Source organism: Novosphingobium umbonatum (assembly GCF_004005905.1).
Taxonomy (GTDB): Bacteria; Pseudomonadota; Alphaproteobacteria; order Sphingomonadales; family Sphingomonadaceae; genus Novosphingobium; species Novosphingobium umbonatum.
Genome location: NZ_SACO01000005.1, coordinates 217,208 through 234,102, shown reverse-complemented (window position 1 = coordinate 234,102; position 16,895 = coordinate 217,208). Strand labels below are relative to the sequence as shown.

The window sequence follows — 16,895 nt, the reverse complement described above, 5'->3', positions numbered from 1 at the left end:
CAAGGTTTTAGCCGCCAAACCTGATCCCCGCCCACACCGTGCGCGGCGCGGCCAGATCAATGCTGTTGGCGCCCTGATAACGGGTCTGCACCGCCGCATCGCCCAGATTTTCCCCGCGCAGGATCAGGCTGGCCCCATGGCCCAAAGGCGCCTGCACAAAAGCGTTCAGCGTGGTGGCCGGAGCCATGCGGAACACTTGCAAATCATCCTCATATTGTGGCCCCACATGGCGCAAGCCCAGCACCGCCTGCCAGCCCTTCGCCGGTTGCCAGCGCGCCTGCACATTGGCCGAGACACGCGGCGTTTGCGAAGGGCGCATGCCATTCATCGCCCCACTGGTGCGCACCACAGAATCGGTCAGCGCCATGCTGCCCTCCATGCTCCATGCGCCCGCATGAACGCTGGCCGCTAGTTCTACCCCCTTGGCGCGGATGGCATCCACATTCTGACGCTGGCGGGTGATGGTGGTGGCGGTTTGGGCGATGGTCACATTGGCAATCGCATTGCCCAGCCGGTTGATGAAAGCCGTGGCCGACAGTTTCAACCATGGCGCAGGCGCCAGATCCAGCCCCGCCTCGTAACCCTCCAGCTTTTCATTGGCCAGCAAGGGGTTGGCATTGGTGACCGTCGTCACGCCCGATGCCACCAGCGAGAAGCTGCGGTAAAGCTCGTTGATGGTGGGTTGGCGCAGACCGGTATAGGCCGAGGCGCGCAGGGAAGCCCCATCAGCCAGTTTGAGCAAGGCCCCGCCCCGCCCCGTCACCGCCCAATCGGCGCGACTGGCATGGCGCAGATCCTGCGTCACCACGCCCGCCGCCGAACGGGCGGTGTTATAGCCGCCATCCACGCTCCAGCGATCGGCACGCAGGCCCAAAGTCAGCGTCAGCGGGCCTTGCTGCCAATCATCCTCGACAAACAGGCCCTTGTCCTCGTTGCGCCCGCCCGCATTGCGATAGGCGGTCACCGCGCCGGTTGCCGCATTATAGGCCACTTCCGACAGGTCCCCCTGCGCCCGCCGCCAATCCGCGCCCAAGCGCAGCACATGGCCGCCGCCCACCGGCGGACGAATCTCCAGCTTGCCGCCAAGGCCGGTGGCAGGCGTTTGGCGCTGATCCAGTGAGGTGCGGAAAGTGGTGGCCGAAATGGTGATATTGGAAAAGCCGCGATCCTGCAAATAGCCGAGCAGATCAAACTTCCACCGTCCCCGCCCGATCAGGCGCAGGCTGGCATCCTCGCCGCTGGCATGGCTGTTGGCTCCGGCAAAGCGCAAGGTGCGATGGTCGTCATAGGCCGTCACGCGGCCCTGCAATTCCATATCCGTGCCGATAGGCGCCACCGCCCGCGCCGAAGCAGACCAGCTGTCAAACCGCGCCTTCGCGCTGGCGGGCACGCGTTGGTCGACCGGCGTGGTCCAGAAACCGGCCCCGCGATCCCACCGGCCCGAAACCTGCGCAAAACCGGCGCCAAGGCGGGGGGATAACATGCCGGTCAGGCTCGATTCGCCGCGATCATTCACCGCCGCCTCGCCCTGCATCAAAGATCCGCGTGGGGCGCTTTCCATTTCAATCGTGCCCGCCACCGCGCCAGCACCAAAGGCCCCCGAACCGCCCCCGCGCGTGACGCGGATCGCCCCCAGCCTTTCGGGCGCCATAGCCGACCATGGCACCGCGCCGAACATCGGATCGGCCATGGGCACCCCATCCAGCAACACCAATGTCCGCGAGGCCGCATTGCCTCCCAGAGCGCGCAAATTGGCCCCCTGCGCCGAAGGATTGGCCGAACGGCTGTCCGAACGGCGGAATTGTTGGAAACCGGCCACATTGCCCAACACATCCTCGATCCGCCCCGATGGCGCGGCCATCAAGGCATCACGGCCCAAAGTCTGGCTGGAATAGGCCCCCTGCGCCGCGCTGGGCGGCAAGGGCTGGCCAATCACCGTCAATTCCGATTCCTGCGCCTGCGCCACCGGAACACCTCCGGCCAGAGCGCAAATCGTCATACCCCATGCGGCCTTGGCCATGATACTCTCCCTGCAACGCTTTTATCTTGGGCCTCAGCGAGCCCGAAGAAAATAGGTTTTTCAATACTACCTTCGGCCAGAGCCCGCTTTTCCCCTGCGTTTTTCCCTAATTAACCTTTCAAATCGCCTTCAGGGTCAATCGACAGCGCGCTTGGCTGCGTGTAAGGCAGGCGGTTATGGACGCTGAACTTTCAACACCTGTGCTCGACACACCAATGCTCGATAGGGTGAAAGTGCCCGCCGATATGCGCGGGCTGGACATGGGGCAATTGCGCCAATTGGCCGACGATGTGCGGGCCGAGATGATCCATACCGTGGGTCAGACCGGCGGGCATCTGGGGTCCGGCCTTGGCGTGGTCGAACTGACCGTGGCGCTGCATTATGTGTTTGAAACTCCCCGCGACAAAGTGATCTGGGATGTGGGCCATCAGGCCTATCCGCATAAGATCATCACCGGTCGCCGCGACCGTATCCGCACCCTGCGCCAACCCGGCGGCCTGTCGGGCTTTACCAAGCGCAGCGAGAGCGAATATGATCCTTTCGGCGCGGCGCATTCCAGCACCTCGATCTCGGCGGCTTTGGGCTTTGCAATAGCTAACAAGATTGCTGGCCAGCCCGGCAAGGCGATTGCGGTGATCGGCGATGGTTCGATGAGCGCAGGCATGGCCTATGAGGCGATGAACAACGCGCAGGCGGCGGGCAATCGTCTGGTTGTGATCCTGAACGACAATGACATGTCGATTGCCCCGCCGGTGGGTGGCCTGTCGGCCTATCTGGCGCGTCTGGTTTCGTCGCGCCCCTTCCTCGAACTGCGCGAAATGGCCAAGAAACTGTCGCGCCGCCTGCCCGCACCTTTGCACAGCGCCGCCAAAAAGACCGACGAGTTTGCGCGCGGTATGGTGATGGGCGGAACCCTGTTCGAGGAATTGGGCTTTTACTATGTCGGCCCGATCGATGGGCATAATCTGGAACAATTGATCCCTGTTCTGGAAAATGTGCGCGATGCCGCCGAAGGGCCCTGCCTGATCCATGTCGTCACGCAAAAGGGCAAGGGCTATGGCCCCGCCGAGGCGGCAGCTGACAAATATCACGGCGTGCAGAAATTCAACGTCATCACCGGCGAGCAGGTGAAGGCCGTCGCCAAGGCGCCCGCCTATCAGAATGTGTTTGGCGAGACTTTGGCCAAGCTGGCTGATAGCGATGACAAGATCGTGGCGATCACCGCCGCCATGCCCAGCGGCACCGGCGTGGACAAATTCGCCAAGGCCCATCCCACGCGCACCTTCGACGTAGGCATTGCCGAACAACACGCCGTCACCTTTGCTGCTGGCCTTGCCGCGCAGGGGATGAAGCCTTTTTGCGCCATTTACTCCACCTTCCTGCAACGCGCCTATGATCAGGTGGTGCATGATGTGGCGATCCAGAACCTGCCCGTGCGCTTTGCGATTGACCGTGCGGGGCTGGTGGGCGCCGATGGCTGCACCCATGCGGGCACATTTGATGTCACCTATCTGGCATCCCTGCCCAATATGGTGGTGATGGCCGCGGCGGACGAGGCCGAGCTGGTGCATATGACCTATACCGCCGCCTGCCATGACAGCGGGCCGATTGCCTTCCGCTATCCGCGCGGCAATGGCGTGGGCGTGCCCCTGCCCGAAACGCCCCAGCGGTTGGAAATCGGCAAGGGGCGGATCGTGCGCGGTGGTTCGGGCAAAATCGCCATCCTCAGCCTTGGCACGCGTCTGGCCGAGGCGTTGAAGGCAGCCGACACGCTGGAGGCCAAGGGCCTGCCCACCACGGTGGCCGATCTGCGTTTTGCCAAGCCTTTGGACGAGGATCTGATCCGCCGTCTGGCCGCCACGCATGAGGTCGTAATCAGCATCGAGGAAGGCAGCATCGGCGGTCTTGGCGCGCATATTCTAACTTTGGCCAGCGATGAAGGCTGGACTGATGCCGGTCTGAAGATCCGCACCATGCGGCTGCCCGATGTGTTTCAGGACCATGACGCGCCCGACAAGCAATATGATACGGCGGGCCTCAACGCCCCGCATATTGTGGAAACCGTGCTCAAGGCCCTGCGCTGGAACGATATGGACGAAGCGCTGCTGGGCGCGGGAGACGTTCGCGCGTGATCCTGCCTGTGGCGCTGGCTTTTGCAGCGGCGGGCGGTGTGCCCGCTGCGCCTTCGGCCTCGGTGGCCACCGCGCCTGTCACCGTGCAAGTGGCCCAAGTACGCAGCGCCAAAGGCCGCGTGCATGTGGCGCTCTGCCCCAAGGAGCGCTTTCTGGCCGATACTTGCGTTTATGAAGCCAGCGCTCCGGCACAGGCGGGGGTGACCACCATCACCTTTCCCGCTATTCCCGCTGGCGATTATGCCGCCCAGGCCTTCCATGACGAGAACGCCAATGGCAAGATGGACCGCATCATGGGCGTGGTCCCCAAGGAAGGCTTCGGCTTTTCCCGCGATGCCAAGGTGCGCTTTGCCCCGCCCAAATGGGACGAGGCGGTGTTCACCCATGAGGCCAAGCCGCAGGTGCTGCAATTCAGCCTGCGCTATATGATGGGGCCCAAATAGGCTTTATTTGGGATTGGCGGCCAACCGGTTGAGATGGCTGATCAAGGCTGGCGCGCCGCCTTTGGCCAGAACGGCCGAAAAATCGCTGCGCCGCGTGGCCAATTGGCTGATGGCATTGCGATAGAAAACATCGATGATCTTCCACTGCCCCCCGCTTTCGCGCAGGCGATAGTTGAGCGCCTCGTTCACCCCCTTGGGGCCAGTCAGCGTCGTGCGCACCAGACGGTCGGTGCCGCGCACTTCCACAGGGCCTGTCAGCGTGAATTTCTCGCCGCTATAGCTGTCGAAATTGGCCGCATATTGCGCCACGCTCATCGCGCGAAAGGCAGCGATCACACCTGCCTGTTCCTGCGGGGAAAAGCCGGTCCAGGCGGGCCCCACCGACAGGCGCGCCATCAACGGCAGATCAAACGCCCGATCCACCGCAGGACCGATCACATGGGCGCGTGCCGCAATCCCGCCACCGGTTTTCATCGTGGCGATCAGGGCGCTATCCAGCCCATCGACCACCTGTGCCGCTGGATCGCTGGCCTGCGCCATCGCGGGCGTCGCGGTTACAGAAAGCGCACATAGGGCCACCACGGCCCATACAGGTCGATTCCACATCATCGTCGCCTACCCATGTTCCGCCCGCCTGCCGATCCCCAGCCAGCGTGGCTTTCTTGCATTAAGGCTAAGACAATCTGTCTTAGGGTGCAATGAACTTGCGGTTCATCTTCCGCTAATCCGCGTAGAGACAGTTTCATGCCCGTTTAGGGGCTTGCCTCCTCTGGGATAACAGGCATGATCCCACTATCAAGAGTTGGTCCTCTGGCAGAAGGGTTTGTCCCGCTTGAACCATGCCGATACAGCCCCCGATTTGCGTGTATTGCTGGCCTCGCCGCGTGGATTTTGCGCGGGCGTGGTGCGCGCGATTGCCATTGTCGAAAAGGCGCTGGAGCAGCATGGCGCCCCTGTCTATGTCCGCCACGAAATTGTGCACAATGCCCATGTGGTCAACCGGCTGCGCGGGCTGGGCGCGGTGTTTGTGGAGGAACTGGACGAAGTGCCCGAGGGCGCGGTGACGGTTTTCTCCGCCCATGGCGTACCGCGCAGCGTGGTGGAGGCGGCCCATAGCCGCGCCCTTCCGGTGCTGGATGCCACTTGTCCCTTGGTGACCAAGGTGCATCTGCATGGCGCCCGTTTCGCTCGCGAAGGCCGCCATGTGGTGTTGATCGGCCATGCGGGCCATCCCGAGGTGGTGGGCACGCTGGGCCAGATCGACGCACCGGTGCATCTGGTGGCAAGGCCAGAAGATGTGGACAGCCTGCCTTTGCCGTTGGACGCGCCGCTGGCCTATATCACCCAGACCACCCTGTCGGTGGATGATACAAGGCTGGTGATCGCGGCGTTAAAGGCCCGTTTCAGCAATGTGGCGGGGCCGGATGTCGCCGACATTTGCTATGCCACGCAAAATCGCCAGAATGCGGTGCGCGATCTGGCCGAGCAATGTGATGCACTGATCGTGGTGGGCGCGGCCAATTCCTCCAATTCCAACCGGCTGCGCGATGTGGCGGCCAGCATGGGCAAACCGGCATGGCTGGTCAATGACGGGTCGGAAGTAGATCCAGCTTGGCTGGAGGGCATCGCCACCATCGGCATCACCGCAGGCGCCAGCGCGCCGGAATCGCTGGTCGAGGATGTGATCGCCCGCCTGTCCTCCTTGCGCCAGATCCAGATCGAAGAGCTTGACGGCATTGTCGAAAACGTGTCGTTCAGCCTGCCCGCAGCCCTGCGGCGCCCTGCGCCTGCTGCCGCGTCCTGAATTTCGGAGTTTCGCCATGTCGCTACCCCTTGGCCCCACCCTGCGCATTGCGGGCCATGCCATTGCCAGCCAGATCAAGGGCGGCAAATATCCTCTGGTGCTGATGCTGGAGCCGTTGCTGCGCTGCAATCTGGCCTGCAAGGGTTGTGGCAAAATCGATTATCCCGATGCCATCCTCAACCGCCGCCTGAGCTATGAGCAATGTATGGAAGCGGTCGAGGAATGCGGCGCGCCTGCCGTCTCCATCGCAGGGGGCGAACCCTTGCTGCACCGCGATATGCCGCGCATTGTCGAAGGCTATGTGGCCGCCAAGAAATTCGTGATCCTTTGCACCAATGCCCTGTTGCTGAAGAAAAAAATCGAGGATTATCAGCCCTCGCCCTATTTTACTTGGTCGATCCATCTGGATGGCGATCAGGCGATGCATGACAAGGCGGTCAGTCAGGACGGCGTCTATGACGTAGCGGTCGAAGCCATCCATCTGGCCAAGGCCAAGGGCTTTCGAGTGCAGGTCAATTGCACCGTGTTCAACGATGCCGATCCGGCGCGTCTGGCCCGCTTTCTCGATCTGATGACGGGGCTGGATGTGGAAGTCACCATATCGCCCGGCTATGCCTATGAACGCGCCGCCGATCAGGAGCATTTCCTCAACCGCGAGAAAACCAAGCGCCTGTTCCGCGACCTGTTCGCGCGCGGCAATGGCGGGGCGCCGGCGGGCAAGGCGGGCGGCAAGGCGTGGAAATTTACCAATTCGCCGCTGTTCCTCGATTTTCTGGCGGGCAACCGCGCCTATCAATGCACGCCTTGGTCCATGCCCCTGCGCACGGTGTTTGGCTGGCAAAAGCCCTGCTATCTGGTAGGCGAAGGCTATGTCGACAGCTTTGCCGAATTGATGGAGGGCACCGATTGGGACCAGTATGGCGTTGGCCGCTATGAAAAATGCTCCGATTGCATGGTCCATTGCGGCTTTGAAGGCACCGCGGCCAAGGAAGGCCTGACCAACCCGCTTGCTTTCATGAAAGTGGGCATGCAGGGCATCCGCACCGATGGCCCGATGGCGCCCGACATCGACCTGTCCAACGCCCGCCGCGCGCAGGATGTTCACGCATCCCATGTGGAGCGCGAGATGGAAAAGATCCGCATCGAGGACCCCGAAGGCTACCGCCGCGCCACACGCGCGGCATAAAGGCGCGGTTATCGCTGGTCGAAAGCCAGCCTGCCGCGCAGCTTTTTGGTGCCGCTGCTCAACATCTGGAACGCCTTGGCAAAGCCTGCCAGTGTGCCCGCCAATTCGCGCAATTGTGCGGGCTGTTCCCATACCGAGCGCGCCACCGCCCCGACATCCACTCCGCCATCGGGCGCCATCATCACCGTTACCGCAGGCGGCAGGTCCACCTCGGCGCGATCAGACACACAGCGCAGCACCACAAAGGGCAGATCATGTTCCGCCGCGACCCGCGCGGCCAGATGGCTTTCCATGTCGGCGGCCAAAGCCGCGCTCATCCAAGCCTGTACCGCCTTATCCCTTTGCAGCGCCAGCATATGGCCATCGGCATAGATCGAACCACACCACGCCAATGGCAGCGCCTGCTTCAAGGCGCTCACCCAGCGCTCGTCGCATTTGGCGTGGAAAGCCCCAGAAACCCTTTTGCCAATCACGAAATCGCCCAGCTTCAGCGTGTGGTCAATCGCCCCGCACATGCCGAAACTAATGATGCCCGCCACATAGGGCGCCATCGCCTCCAGCTCCGCCTGCAAACGCTGCGGATCGCTGCCACCGGCCAAAACCTCGATCCCCTCGCCCGAAATCAGCGCAGCCTCGCGCAAAGTACCGGTCACCACCAGCACCGGCCCGTTCTTTACATACCCCATTCGGGCCGCTCCTGATTGCCCTGCACCATGCGGCGATAGCGGGCCATGGCCCATAGCGGGAAATAGCGCGGATAACCGTGATAGCGCAGATAGAACACGCGGGGGAAACCGCCGCCCGTATAGGCTTCCTGCCCCCATAGCCCGTCCTCGCGCTGATGCGCCACCAGCCATGCCATGCCACGCGCCACCGCCTCGCTGCGCGCCTGTCCCACCGCCATCAGGCCAAGGCAGGCCCATGCTGTCTGGCAGGCGGTGGAGATGAAGGTCTGATGCCCCTTGCTATCCAGCGCATAGGAATCGCAGCTTTCGCCCCAGCCGCCATCCGCATTCTGCACCAGTTTCAACCAAGCCACCGCGCGGGCCACCATCGGATGTTCCACAGCGATCCCCGCCCGCCCCAGTGCGCAAAGCACCGACCATGTGCCATAGACATGGTTGACCCCCCAGCGGCCAAACCAGCTGCCTTCGGGCTCCTGCTCCTTTTCCAGCCAGCGCAAGGCCGCCTGCATGCGCGGACTATCCAAAGGCTCGCCCAATTGCGCCAGCATGGACACCACCCGCGCCGACACATCCGCCGTGGGCGGGTCCAGCAAGGCGCCATGGTCGGCAAAGGGCAGGTTGTTCAGATAATGCGCCACATTGTCGGCATCAAAGGCGGCAAAACCGCCATCATGGCCTTGCAATCCAAGGCACCATTGCGCGGCCCGATCGACCGCAGCCTCGTCCTTGCCCCCGCGTTGGTCCGATGCGCGGTGCATGGCCATGGCCACCACGGCGGTGTCGTCCAGATCGGGGTAATAATCATTACTATACTGAAACGCCCAGCCACCGGGCGCCACATCAGGGCGCTGCTCGGCCCAATCGCCGACCACTTGGGTAATCTGGCGCGGGGCCAGCCAATCAAGCGCTTCATGGGCGGCGGCTTGCGCCTCAACGCTGCCTACTTCCAGCAGGGCATGAGCAGCCAAGGCCGTATCCCACACCGGCGAGACGCAGGGCTGGCAATAGGCCTCATGCTCCTTCACCACCAGCAGCCTGTCCAGCGCCACGCGGGCGATGGCGCGGTGGGGATGGTCCTCCTCGACACCCAGCGCGGCAAACATCATCACCGCATTGGCCATGGCCGGATAGATCGCGCCCAGCCCATCCTCGCCATTCAGGCGTTCGACCACCCAGTCATGGCACATCTGGATCGCGCGCTGGCGCATGCGGTGCGGCCATTTGCCTTCCATGCGTTTAAGGATGCGGTCCAGCGCTTCAAAACCGGCCTTCCACAGCGGATGGACATGCTCGGCCTGACTGGTCAGCTTTTGCGGAATGCCGGTGTAGAGTTCAGGCACCAAAACGCCGCGCGGATTGCGCGCCACAGGTTTCAAAGCGCAAAGCACCAGCAAGGGCACCACCACCGTGCGCGCCCAATAGCTCATTTTCAGCAGATGGACAGGGAACCAGCGCGGGGCAAGAATCAGTTCGGGCGGGATGGTCGGAACCGTCTCCCACGGGCCAGCCCCAAACAGGGCCAGTTGGATGCGGGTGAACACATTCACCGCCTCCGCCCCGCCAGCCTGCAGGATCGCCGCTCGCGCCCGTGCCATATGCGGGGCCTCGGTATCATCGCCGATCATCTTCAGCGCGAAATAGGCCTTCACGCTGGCCGAAATATCAAAAGCCCCGCCATCATAGAGCGGCCAGCCATCATGCACGCCCGACTGGATGCGCCGCAGATAGGTGCCGATCTTGCCCTCCAGCACCCCATCCACCGGCTCGCCAAGGAAATGGCGCAGCAGGATATATTCGGCGGGGATGGTGGCATCGGCCTCCAGTTCATAAAGGAAATGGCCATCGGCGCGCTGCTCGTTCAGCAGCGCCTGCGTGGCGCGTTGCAGGCTGGCCTCCAGCTGCGCTTTGTCCACGGCCTCACTCATCGTTTCACCCTATATTGCAATGGCTTGCCAAGTATCTGTCTTGCCGCATTATCGCCGCTGCGCAAGGCGCCCTCGATGGTGGCGGGCAAGCCGGTCTGCACCCAATCCCCCGCCAGAAACAGATTGCGCCAGCGCGTGGCGGTTGGCGGGCGTAGCGCGTCCTGCTCCGGCGTGGCGGCAAAGGTGGCGCGCTTTTCCTTCACGATCTGCCAAGGCGGCATGGGTTGGGTGCCCATCTCCAACGCCGCGCAAACCTCGCCCCAGATCAGATGCGCCAAGTCCTCCCGCCCATGGTCCATCAAGCGATCCGCGCCGGAAATGGTGACGGAAATACGGTCAGGATGGGTGAATACCCATTCGCTGGTGCATCCCAACAGCCCCAGCATGGCGGGCGCGCCCTGCGGCGGGGGGCAGGCAAAATGGGCGTTGAGAATGGCGCGATGGTCGGTCGGCACGGTCAAGTCAGGCAAGAGATCCGCCGCCACCCATGCCGGCACGGCCAGCACCACCGCCTCGTCCGGCGCAATGGCCTGTAACCCATCGCTCCATTCCAGCGCGCTGACGTGATCACCCTCGCAACGCACCCCGCGCAAGCGCCGCCCATAGGCCATTTCCACCCCGCGCCCCGCCAACCAAGCCAGCGCCGGATCGATAAAGGCGCTGGCCAGATCGGGCACCGCCACACGCGGCGCACTGGCCCGCCCGCCCTTGGCCAAAGTCTCGGCCAGAACGGCAGCGCAGAGGCCCGCGCTGGAATCCGCCGGTTCGGTGTTGAGCGCGGCCAGCAGGATCGGGCGCAGCATCTTGTCCCACACCGCGCCTTGCGGGCGGACCAGATCGCCAATACGCTGATCCACCCGCCCGCGCAGCAAACGGCCCAGCGGTAGATAATCGGCAACCCGCGTATCGGGCACTCGGCGCGAGGGCACCAGCACCCACCACGGCAGCGGCCCATCATTGATCCGCAGGCACCAGCGCTGGCCCGTGGCCAGATCGGCAAAGGCGAAATCGGCATGGTCCGGCCCCGCCAAAGGCGCATCAGCCCCCACGCGGGCGCGGAACCGCGCCACAGCCGGATTGCCTGCCAGCACCAGATGGTTGCCATTATCAATCGTCAGACCCAGTTGCGGATCATAATAGGACCGGCATCGCCCGCCCGCGCGCGGCCCTGCTTCGGACAGGGCTACCTCTATGCCGTTTGCCGCCAGTTCCACGGCCACGCCCAATCCAGCCAGCCCGGCACCGACAACCTCCGCACGGCGAAAGCGCGTCATCCGGCCACCAGATGCCGCAGCGCCGACAAAGCCAGACGCCATTTGGAGGTGCGCAACCGGCGGCGCGGTGCATGCCAGCCTTGCGCCATCATCTGGGTCAACAGGCGGGAATAGGCCTCTTCCATCAGGCGCGGGGCGATCAATTGGCCTTTGGGGCGGGAAGCCAGCAAAGCCCCTGCCTCGATAAAATGCATCTGCGCGCGCGGGGCCAGCCAGCGCGCCGCCGTATCGACACCGGGGTCCTGCACCAAGGCTTGCGGCGTGCTGGGGGTAATGCCTGCCTGTGTCAAAGCTTCCCGTGGCAGATAGACGCGGCCGATCGCGGCATCCTCGTCAATATCGCGCAGAATGTTGGTGAATTGTAAAGCGCGGCCCAGATGATGGGCCAGCTTTACCCCTGCCCCGCGCTCCATGCCAAACACATTGACCGACAGCCGCCCCACCGCGCTGGCCACGCGGTCGCAGTAAAGGTCCAGCGTGGCGAAATCGGGCCAGCGCAAATCGGCATCCACATCCATCTGCATGCCATCAATCACTGCCAGAAAATCGGCCTCCTCCAGCGCAAATGAACGAATGGCAGGGGCCAGAAAGCCCGCCTGCCCCGCATCCCCGCCAAGATAAAGCGCGCCGATCCAGCCCCGCCATGCCGCCAGCATCGCCTCGCGTTGATCGCGCGGCGCCTGTTGATCATCGGCAATATCGTCGACGATGCGGCAAAAGCCATAGATGGCGAACATGGCCTCGCGCTCGGCCTTTGGCAGGATACGCATGCCAGCGTAGAAACTGCTGCCCGCCACTTTGGCGCGCAGCCCCTGTGGGAGGCATTGCCCGCCATCAGGCCCAAAATCGGACAGGGGAAGCGTGGAATAGGTCATGCGTCAAACCCTGCCGATACTTTTGCCAAACAAGCGATTGCCGAAAAAGCGACGGGCCGCCTGCCCCAGCACCGCGCCCAAGGCCAGCCTTGCCGCCTGCCCCTTGGTATGATGCACGCTTTCGCACAAAGGATCGTGTTGCAGCAAGAGCTTACACAGATCTTGCGCCAGATGGTGGATCACCGCCACTTCGCAGGACAGCCGCGTATCAACAATCGCATCGGCAAAGCCTTCCGCCTGCGCCAAAAGACCCTGCGTGCGGCGCGTCAGATCGCGGATGATAGACAGCAACGCCGGATCGGACCGCTCCGCCCCCAAGGCCTCCACCCCCAAACCGGCATGGACCAGCATTGGCCATGGGATATAGACGCGATCGATGCTCCGGTAATCCTTGCGGCAATCCTGCAGGTGGTTGATGATCTGCAAGGCGGCACATAAAGCATCATTCATCGGCCAGAGCGCGCGATCCTCCCCATGGACGTCCAGCACATAGCGGCCCACCGGCATGGCCGATTTGGCGCAATAGGCGATGAGGCTGTCCCAATCCTGATAGCGGTTGACGCGGCAATCCTGTTCAAAAGCCTCCAGCAAATCATGGGCATGGGCCAGATCAATCCCGCGTGAACGGCAGACCGCGCCCAACTCCATCGCCTCTTGCGGCCCATCCCCTTCCAAACCGCCCCGCATGGCGGCCAGCAGGCGTAGTTTTTCTTCCGGCGTGGCCTCGGGATGATCGGCAATATCATCGGCGGCACGGGCAAAGCGGTAATAGGCCATCACCGGCGCTCTGGCATCGGGGCGCACCAGCCATGAGGCGACGGGGAAATTCTCCTGCCCCTCGTCCTTGCCCGATTGCAGCGCGGCAATGGCATCTTGGTCCTGTGAGGCGCTCATGCGATCATCCCCTGCGCGCGAAACCAGTCCACCGCATTGGCCAAAGCCTGTTGATAGGGCCGCGCGCTATAGCCCAGTTCGGCCTGCGCCCGCGCGCTGGAGAAATACATGTGGTGGCGCGCCATGGCCAAAGCGTCCCGCGTGACGAAAGGTTCCCGCCCGCTCAGCCAGCCCCAGCCTTCTGCCGCCCATGCCAAGGGCTGCAATGGCCCCGCCGGCAACCGGACTCTCGGCGCGCGCCTGCCGGTCAGCGCGGCAATGTCGGCCAACATCTGACCCAAGGTCACATCCTGCCCGCCCAGAATATAGCGCCGCCCGATCACCCCGCGCTCCGCCGCCAGCCAATGGCCGCGCGCCACATCATCGACATGCACCAGATTGAGCCCTGTATCGACAAAGGCAGGCATCCGCCCCTGCGCGGCCTCCACCACAATGCGGCCCGTGGGCGTGGGCTTCACATCGCGCGGGCCGATGGGCGTAGAGGGATTGACGATCACCGCGGGCAGGCCCGCCTTGGCCACCATCTCCTCCACCAGCTTTTCGGCCACCACTTTGGAGCGTTTATAGACGCCCACCGCCTGCTCCTCGCTGGCGGGGCGCGTTTCATCCGCCACACCGCCTGCCAAGGGGCGCAAGGTGGCCACGCTGGACGTATAGACCACACGGCGAACGCCTGCGGCCAAGGCGGCCTGCATCACCACTTGCGTCATTTGCCGGTTGTTGCGGATGATCTCCTGCCCGTCCCGCGCCCAGAGGCGATAGTCCGCCGCCGCGTGATAGAGCACCTCCACCCCCGCCATGGCGCGCTCCACCCCGGCGGCATCGCGCAGGTCCGCCTCGACCAACTCGCCCGGAAAATCCTGCAAATTGACCCGTGAGGAAGTCCCCCGCACCAACCCGCGCAGACGCGCCCCGCGTGCCGCCAGCCCTCTGGCCAGCGCACTGCCCAGAAAACCCGCTACACCGGTGACGAGAGTGATGCCTTGATCCACCCGACCATGCTAAAAGCTTTTGCTGCTTGTGCAAAGCGGCTAGAGAGTATGCCCATGGATTTAGCGCAACTTGCCGCACAACTGGCCATCGCGCTGGCAGGTGCCGGGCTGGCCTATCAAGTGCTGGCGCTGGTGGCTTTGCGGGCGTTCTTTGCGCGCCCCTTGGCCGGTGAACGATCCGCCCCGCCGCTTTCGATCCTCAAACCGCTCTATGGCGATGAGCCGCGTCTGGGCGAAAATCTCGCCAGCTTTCTGGCGCAGGATTATACTGGCCCTGTGCAAATGGTCTGCGGCACCAACAGCCGGTCCGATGCCGCGGTGCCGGTTGCCCAAGCCCTGATCGCCACCCATCCCCAGCATGACATCGCCCTGCATCGTGGGCCTCGCCTACCCGGTGCCAATGGGAAAATGGGCAATCTGGCGGCGATGATGCAAATGGTGCAGCATGATACGCTGGTTCTGTCCGACAGCGATATGGTGGTGGGGCCGGACTATCTCTCCCGCATCAGCGCAGCCTTGGACCAACCGGGCGTGGGGGCGGTGTCCTGCCTCTATGTCGGGCGGGGCGATGCCGGTTTCTGGAGCAAGCTGGGCGCGGTGATCATCTCGCTGCACACCATGCCCAATATGGTGGTGGGCCTGTCCACCGGCATGGCGCAACCCTGCATGGGCTCGACCATCGCCCTGCGCCGCGATGTGCTGGACGAGATCGGCGGCTTTGCCTCCTTTACCGATGTGCTGGCCGATGATCACGCGATAGGCGCGGCGGTGCGCGAATCGGGGCTGCGGGTGGATGTGCCGCCGATGTTGCTGGTACATGCGGGGGCAGAAGGTTCGGCCAAGGCGCTATGGCGACAACATCTTCGCTGGGCCGTAACTGTGCGCGATCTGGCGGGGGCGGGCCATTATGGCTCGCTGATCACCCATGCGCTGCCTTTGTCCTTGCTCGCCGCCTTGGTCGCGCCGCCTGCGGGGGGAGCCTTGTTGCTGGCCACGCTGGCGTTCAGGCTGGTGCTGGGCTGGCGGGTGGCGCGGCTGTCACCGGTGCGCCTGCCGCTGTGGCTGCTGCCTGCGGCGGATCTTTTCGCCTTTGCGGTATTTTGCGGCAGCCTGATCGCGCGCAACGTTGATTGGCGTGGAGAAGCGCTTACTATCCAACCCCATGGCCGCATCGCCAGCACCGAGGCGAGACAGGCGACTCCAGTGGCGAGAGACGAATGAAGCGCACCCTTTTCCTGCAAGGCCCCTCGTTCGATGGCTATGACGGCGGCGCGGGGGCGCGTTACCAGATGAAGCGCGAGGTCAAAAGCTTCTGGTATCCCACATGGCTGGCCCAACCCGCCGCGATGATCGAGGGCAGCAAGCTGATCGACGCGCCCGCGCATGATCTTGGCTGGGACGATATTGCCGCCGAATTTGACCAGCGCGATCTGGTGATCCTGCATACGTCCACGCCTTCTTTCCGGCAGGATGTGCAAACCGCCGAACTGATCCGCGCGCGCAACCCCGCAATCATGATCGGCATGGTGGGCGCCAAGGTGGCGGTGGAACCCGAACAAAGCCTGCAAGCCAGCGCCGCGGTGGATTTCGTCGCGCGCGAGGATTATGAATATACGCTGCTGGAGATCGCGCAGGGCAAGCCCTTGGCCGAGGTAGACGGCATCACATGGCGCGCGGGCGATGGATCACTGGTGCGCAACAAAGACCGCGCGACCATCGAGGATATGGACGCGCTGCCGATGGTCTCGCCCGTCTACAAGCGTGATCTGAAAATCGAGAATTACTTCGGCGGCTATCTGCGCCACCCCTATGTGTCCTTTTATACCGGACGGGGCTGCAAAAGCCGCTGCACCTTCTGCCTGTGGCCGCAGACCATTTCCGGCCATCGCTACCGCTTCCGCTCGGTGGCCAAGGTGGTGGAGGAAGTGCGCTATATTCTGAAAGAGATCCCCCAGACCAAGGAGATCTTCTTTGACGATGACACGCTGACCGACAATCACGACCGCGTGATGGAACTTGCGCAGGCGCTGGGCGAACTGGGCTTTGGCAAAGCGGGCTTTCCCGTGTCCTGGAGCTGCAATGCCAAGGCCAATGTGCCGCGCAACGTGCTGGAGGTTTTGAAAGCCCATGGCCTGCGCCTGTTGCTGGTGGGCTATGAAAGTGGCAACCAGCAGATCCTGCATAATATCAAAAAGGGTCTGCGCGTGGATGTGGCGCGGCAATTCACCAAGGATTGCCACGAGCTGGGCATTGTCATCCATGGCACTTTCATCCTTGGCCTGCCCGGCGAAACGCTCGACACGATCGAGGAAACCATGCGCTATGCCATCGACATCAACCCGCATACGATTCAGGTCAGCCTTGCCGCGCCCTATCCGGGCACGTTCCTGTTCAAACAGGCGACCGAGAATGGCTGGTTTGATGGCGGCGATCATTTGCTGGATGATGGCGGCAACCAGATTGCCCAGCTATCCTATCCCCATCTCCACTCCAGCGTGATTTTCGACAAGGTGGAGGAATTCTACAAACGCTTCTATTTCCGCCCGCGCAAGATCGGGGCGATTGTGGGCGAGATGCTGCGCGATTGGGACATGTTGAAACGTCGCCTGCGCGAGGGGGTGGAGTTCTTCGACTTCCTGCGCCGCCGCAAGGAAGCCGCCTGAT

At 63.3% G+C, this 16,895-nt stretch carries 14 protein-coding genes; 6 read left to right on the top strand and 8 right to left on the bottom strand.

Annotation, left to right across the window (positions count from 1 at the left end; translation table 11 throughout):
* Positions 1–7: 7 nt before the first annotated feature.
* Positions 8–2,020 carry a TonB-dependent receptor plug domain-containing protein gene (locus EOE18_RS09190; RefSeq protein ID WP_246027350.1) on the bottom strand — a complete coding sequence of 671 codons (2,013 nt, stop codon included), beginning with the start codon at positions 2,018–2,020 and terminating at the stop codon, positions 8–10.
* Between the two features lie 176 nt (positions 2,021–2,196).
* Here EOE18_RS09190 and dxs point away from each other — a divergent pair, with 176 nt between their 5' ends.
* Positions 2,197–4,152 (top strand): 1-deoxy-D-xylulose-5-phosphate synthase, encoded by a 1,956-nt coding sequence (gene dxs, locus EOE18_RS09185; protein WP_127708670.1) that lies wholly within the window; start codon positions 2,197–2,199, stop codon positions 4,150–4,152.
* A complete protein-coding gene (locus EOE18_RS09180) occupies positions 4,149–4,595 on the top strand; it encodes a DUF2141 domain-containing protein (RefSeq protein WP_164852717.1) in 447 nt (148 codons plus the stop codon). The genes dxs and EOE18_RS09180 overlap by 4 nt, the downstream gene beginning before the upstream one ends.
* A 3-nt stretch (positions 4,596–4,598) precedes the next feature.
* On the opposite strand, the gene EOE18_RS09175 is transcribed toward EOE18_RS09180, so the two are convergent.
* A complete protein-coding gene (locus EOE18_RS09175; protein WP_127708664.1) occupies positions 4,599–5,204 on the bottom strand; it encodes an ABC transporter substrate-binding protein in 606 nt (201 codons plus the stop codon).
* A gap of 250 nt (positions 5,205–5,454) precedes the next feature.
* Here EOE18_RS09175 and ispH point away from each other — a divergent pair, with 250 nt between their 5' ends.
* Both ispH and hpnH read left to right on the top strand, forming a co-directional pair.
* Positions 5,455–6,399 carry a 4-hydroxy-3-methylbut-2-enyl diphosphate reductase gene (ispH, locus tag EOE18_RS09170; RefSeq protein WP_127708768.1) on the top strand — a complete coding sequence of 315 codons (945 nt, stop codon included), beginning with the start codon at positions 5,455–5,457 and terminating at the stop codon, positions 6,397–6,399.
* A gap of 16 nt (positions 6,400–6,415) precedes the next feature.
* Positions 6,416–7,585 (top strand): adenosyl-hopene transferase HpnH, encoded by a 1,170-nt coding sequence (gene hpnH, locus EOE18_RS09165; protein ID WP_127708661.1) that lies wholly within the window; start codon positions 6,416–6,418, stop codon positions 7,583–7,585.
* Positions 7,586–7,593: 8 nt separating this feature from the next.
* On the opposite strand, the gene EOE18_RS09160 is transcribed toward hpnH, so the two are convergent.
* The 6 genes from EOE18_RS09160 to hpnA are packed head-to-tail and all read right to left on the bottom strand — an operon-like array spanning position 7,594 to position 14,231.
* Complete coding sequence (locus tag EOE18_RS09160) at positions 7,594–8,271, bottom strand: phosphorylase family protein (protein ID WP_164852716.1); 678 nt, start codon at positions 8,269–8,271, stop codon at positions 7,594–7,596.
* Entirely contained in the window at positions 8,259–10,196 is a 1,938-nt protein-coding gene (shc, locus tag EOE18_RS09155; RefSeq protein ID WP_127708655.1) for a squalene--hopene cyclase, read from the bottom strand. The genes EOE18_RS09160 and shc overlap by 13 nt, the downstream gene beginning before the upstream one ends.
* Positions 10,193–11,470 carry a hydroxysqualene dehydroxylase HpnE gene (gene hpnE / locus EOE18_RS09150; RefSeq protein ID WP_127708652.1) on the bottom strand — a complete coding sequence of 426 codons (1,278 nt, stop codon included), beginning with the start codon at positions 11,468–11,470 and terminating at the stop codon, positions 10,193–10,195. Before hpnE ends, shc begins: the two co-directional genes overlap by 4 nt.
* A complete protein-coding gene (gene hpnD / locus EOE18_RS09145; RefSeq protein ID WP_127708649.1) occupies positions 11,467–12,345 on the bottom strand; it encodes a presqualene diphosphate synthase HpnD in 879 nt (292 codons plus the stop codon). Before hpnD ends, hpnE begins: the two co-directional genes overlap by 4 nt.
* Positions 12,346–12,348: 3 nt before the next feature.
* Positions 12,349–13,239 carry a squalene synthase HpnC gene (gene hpnC / locus EOE18_RS09140; protein ID WP_127708646.1) on the bottom strand — a complete coding sequence of 297 codons (891 nt, stop codon included), beginning with the start codon at positions 13,237–13,239 and terminating at the stop codon, positions 12,349–12,351.
* Positions 13,236–14,231: a hopanoid-associated sugar epimerase gene (hpnA, locus tag EOE18_RS09135; protein ID WP_127708642.1), complete on the bottom strand. Its 996-nt coding sequence runs from the start codon at positions 14,229–14,231 to the stop codon at positions 13,236–13,238. The genes hpnC and hpnA overlap by 4 nt, the downstream gene beginning before the upstream one ends.
* 54 nt (positions 14,232–14,285) lie before the next feature.
* Here hpnA and hpnI point away from each other — a divergent pair, with 54 nt between their 5' ends.
* Positions 14,286–15,452: a bacteriohopanetetrol glucosamine biosynthesis glycosyltransferase HpnI gene (gene hpnI / locus EOE18_RS09130; protein ID WP_246027349.1), complete on the top strand. Its 1,167-nt coding sequence runs from the start codon at positions 14,286–14,288 to the stop codon at positions 15,450–15,452.
* Positions 15,449–16,894 (top strand): hopanoid biosynthesis associated radical SAM protein HpnJ, encoded by a 1,446-nt coding sequence (gene hpnJ, locus EOE18_RS09125; protein WP_127708636.1) that lies wholly within the window; start codon positions 15,449–15,451, stop codon positions 16,892–16,894. The genes hpnI and hpnJ overlap by 4 nt, the downstream gene beginning before the upstream one ends.
* Position 16,895: the final 1 nt, after the last annotated feature.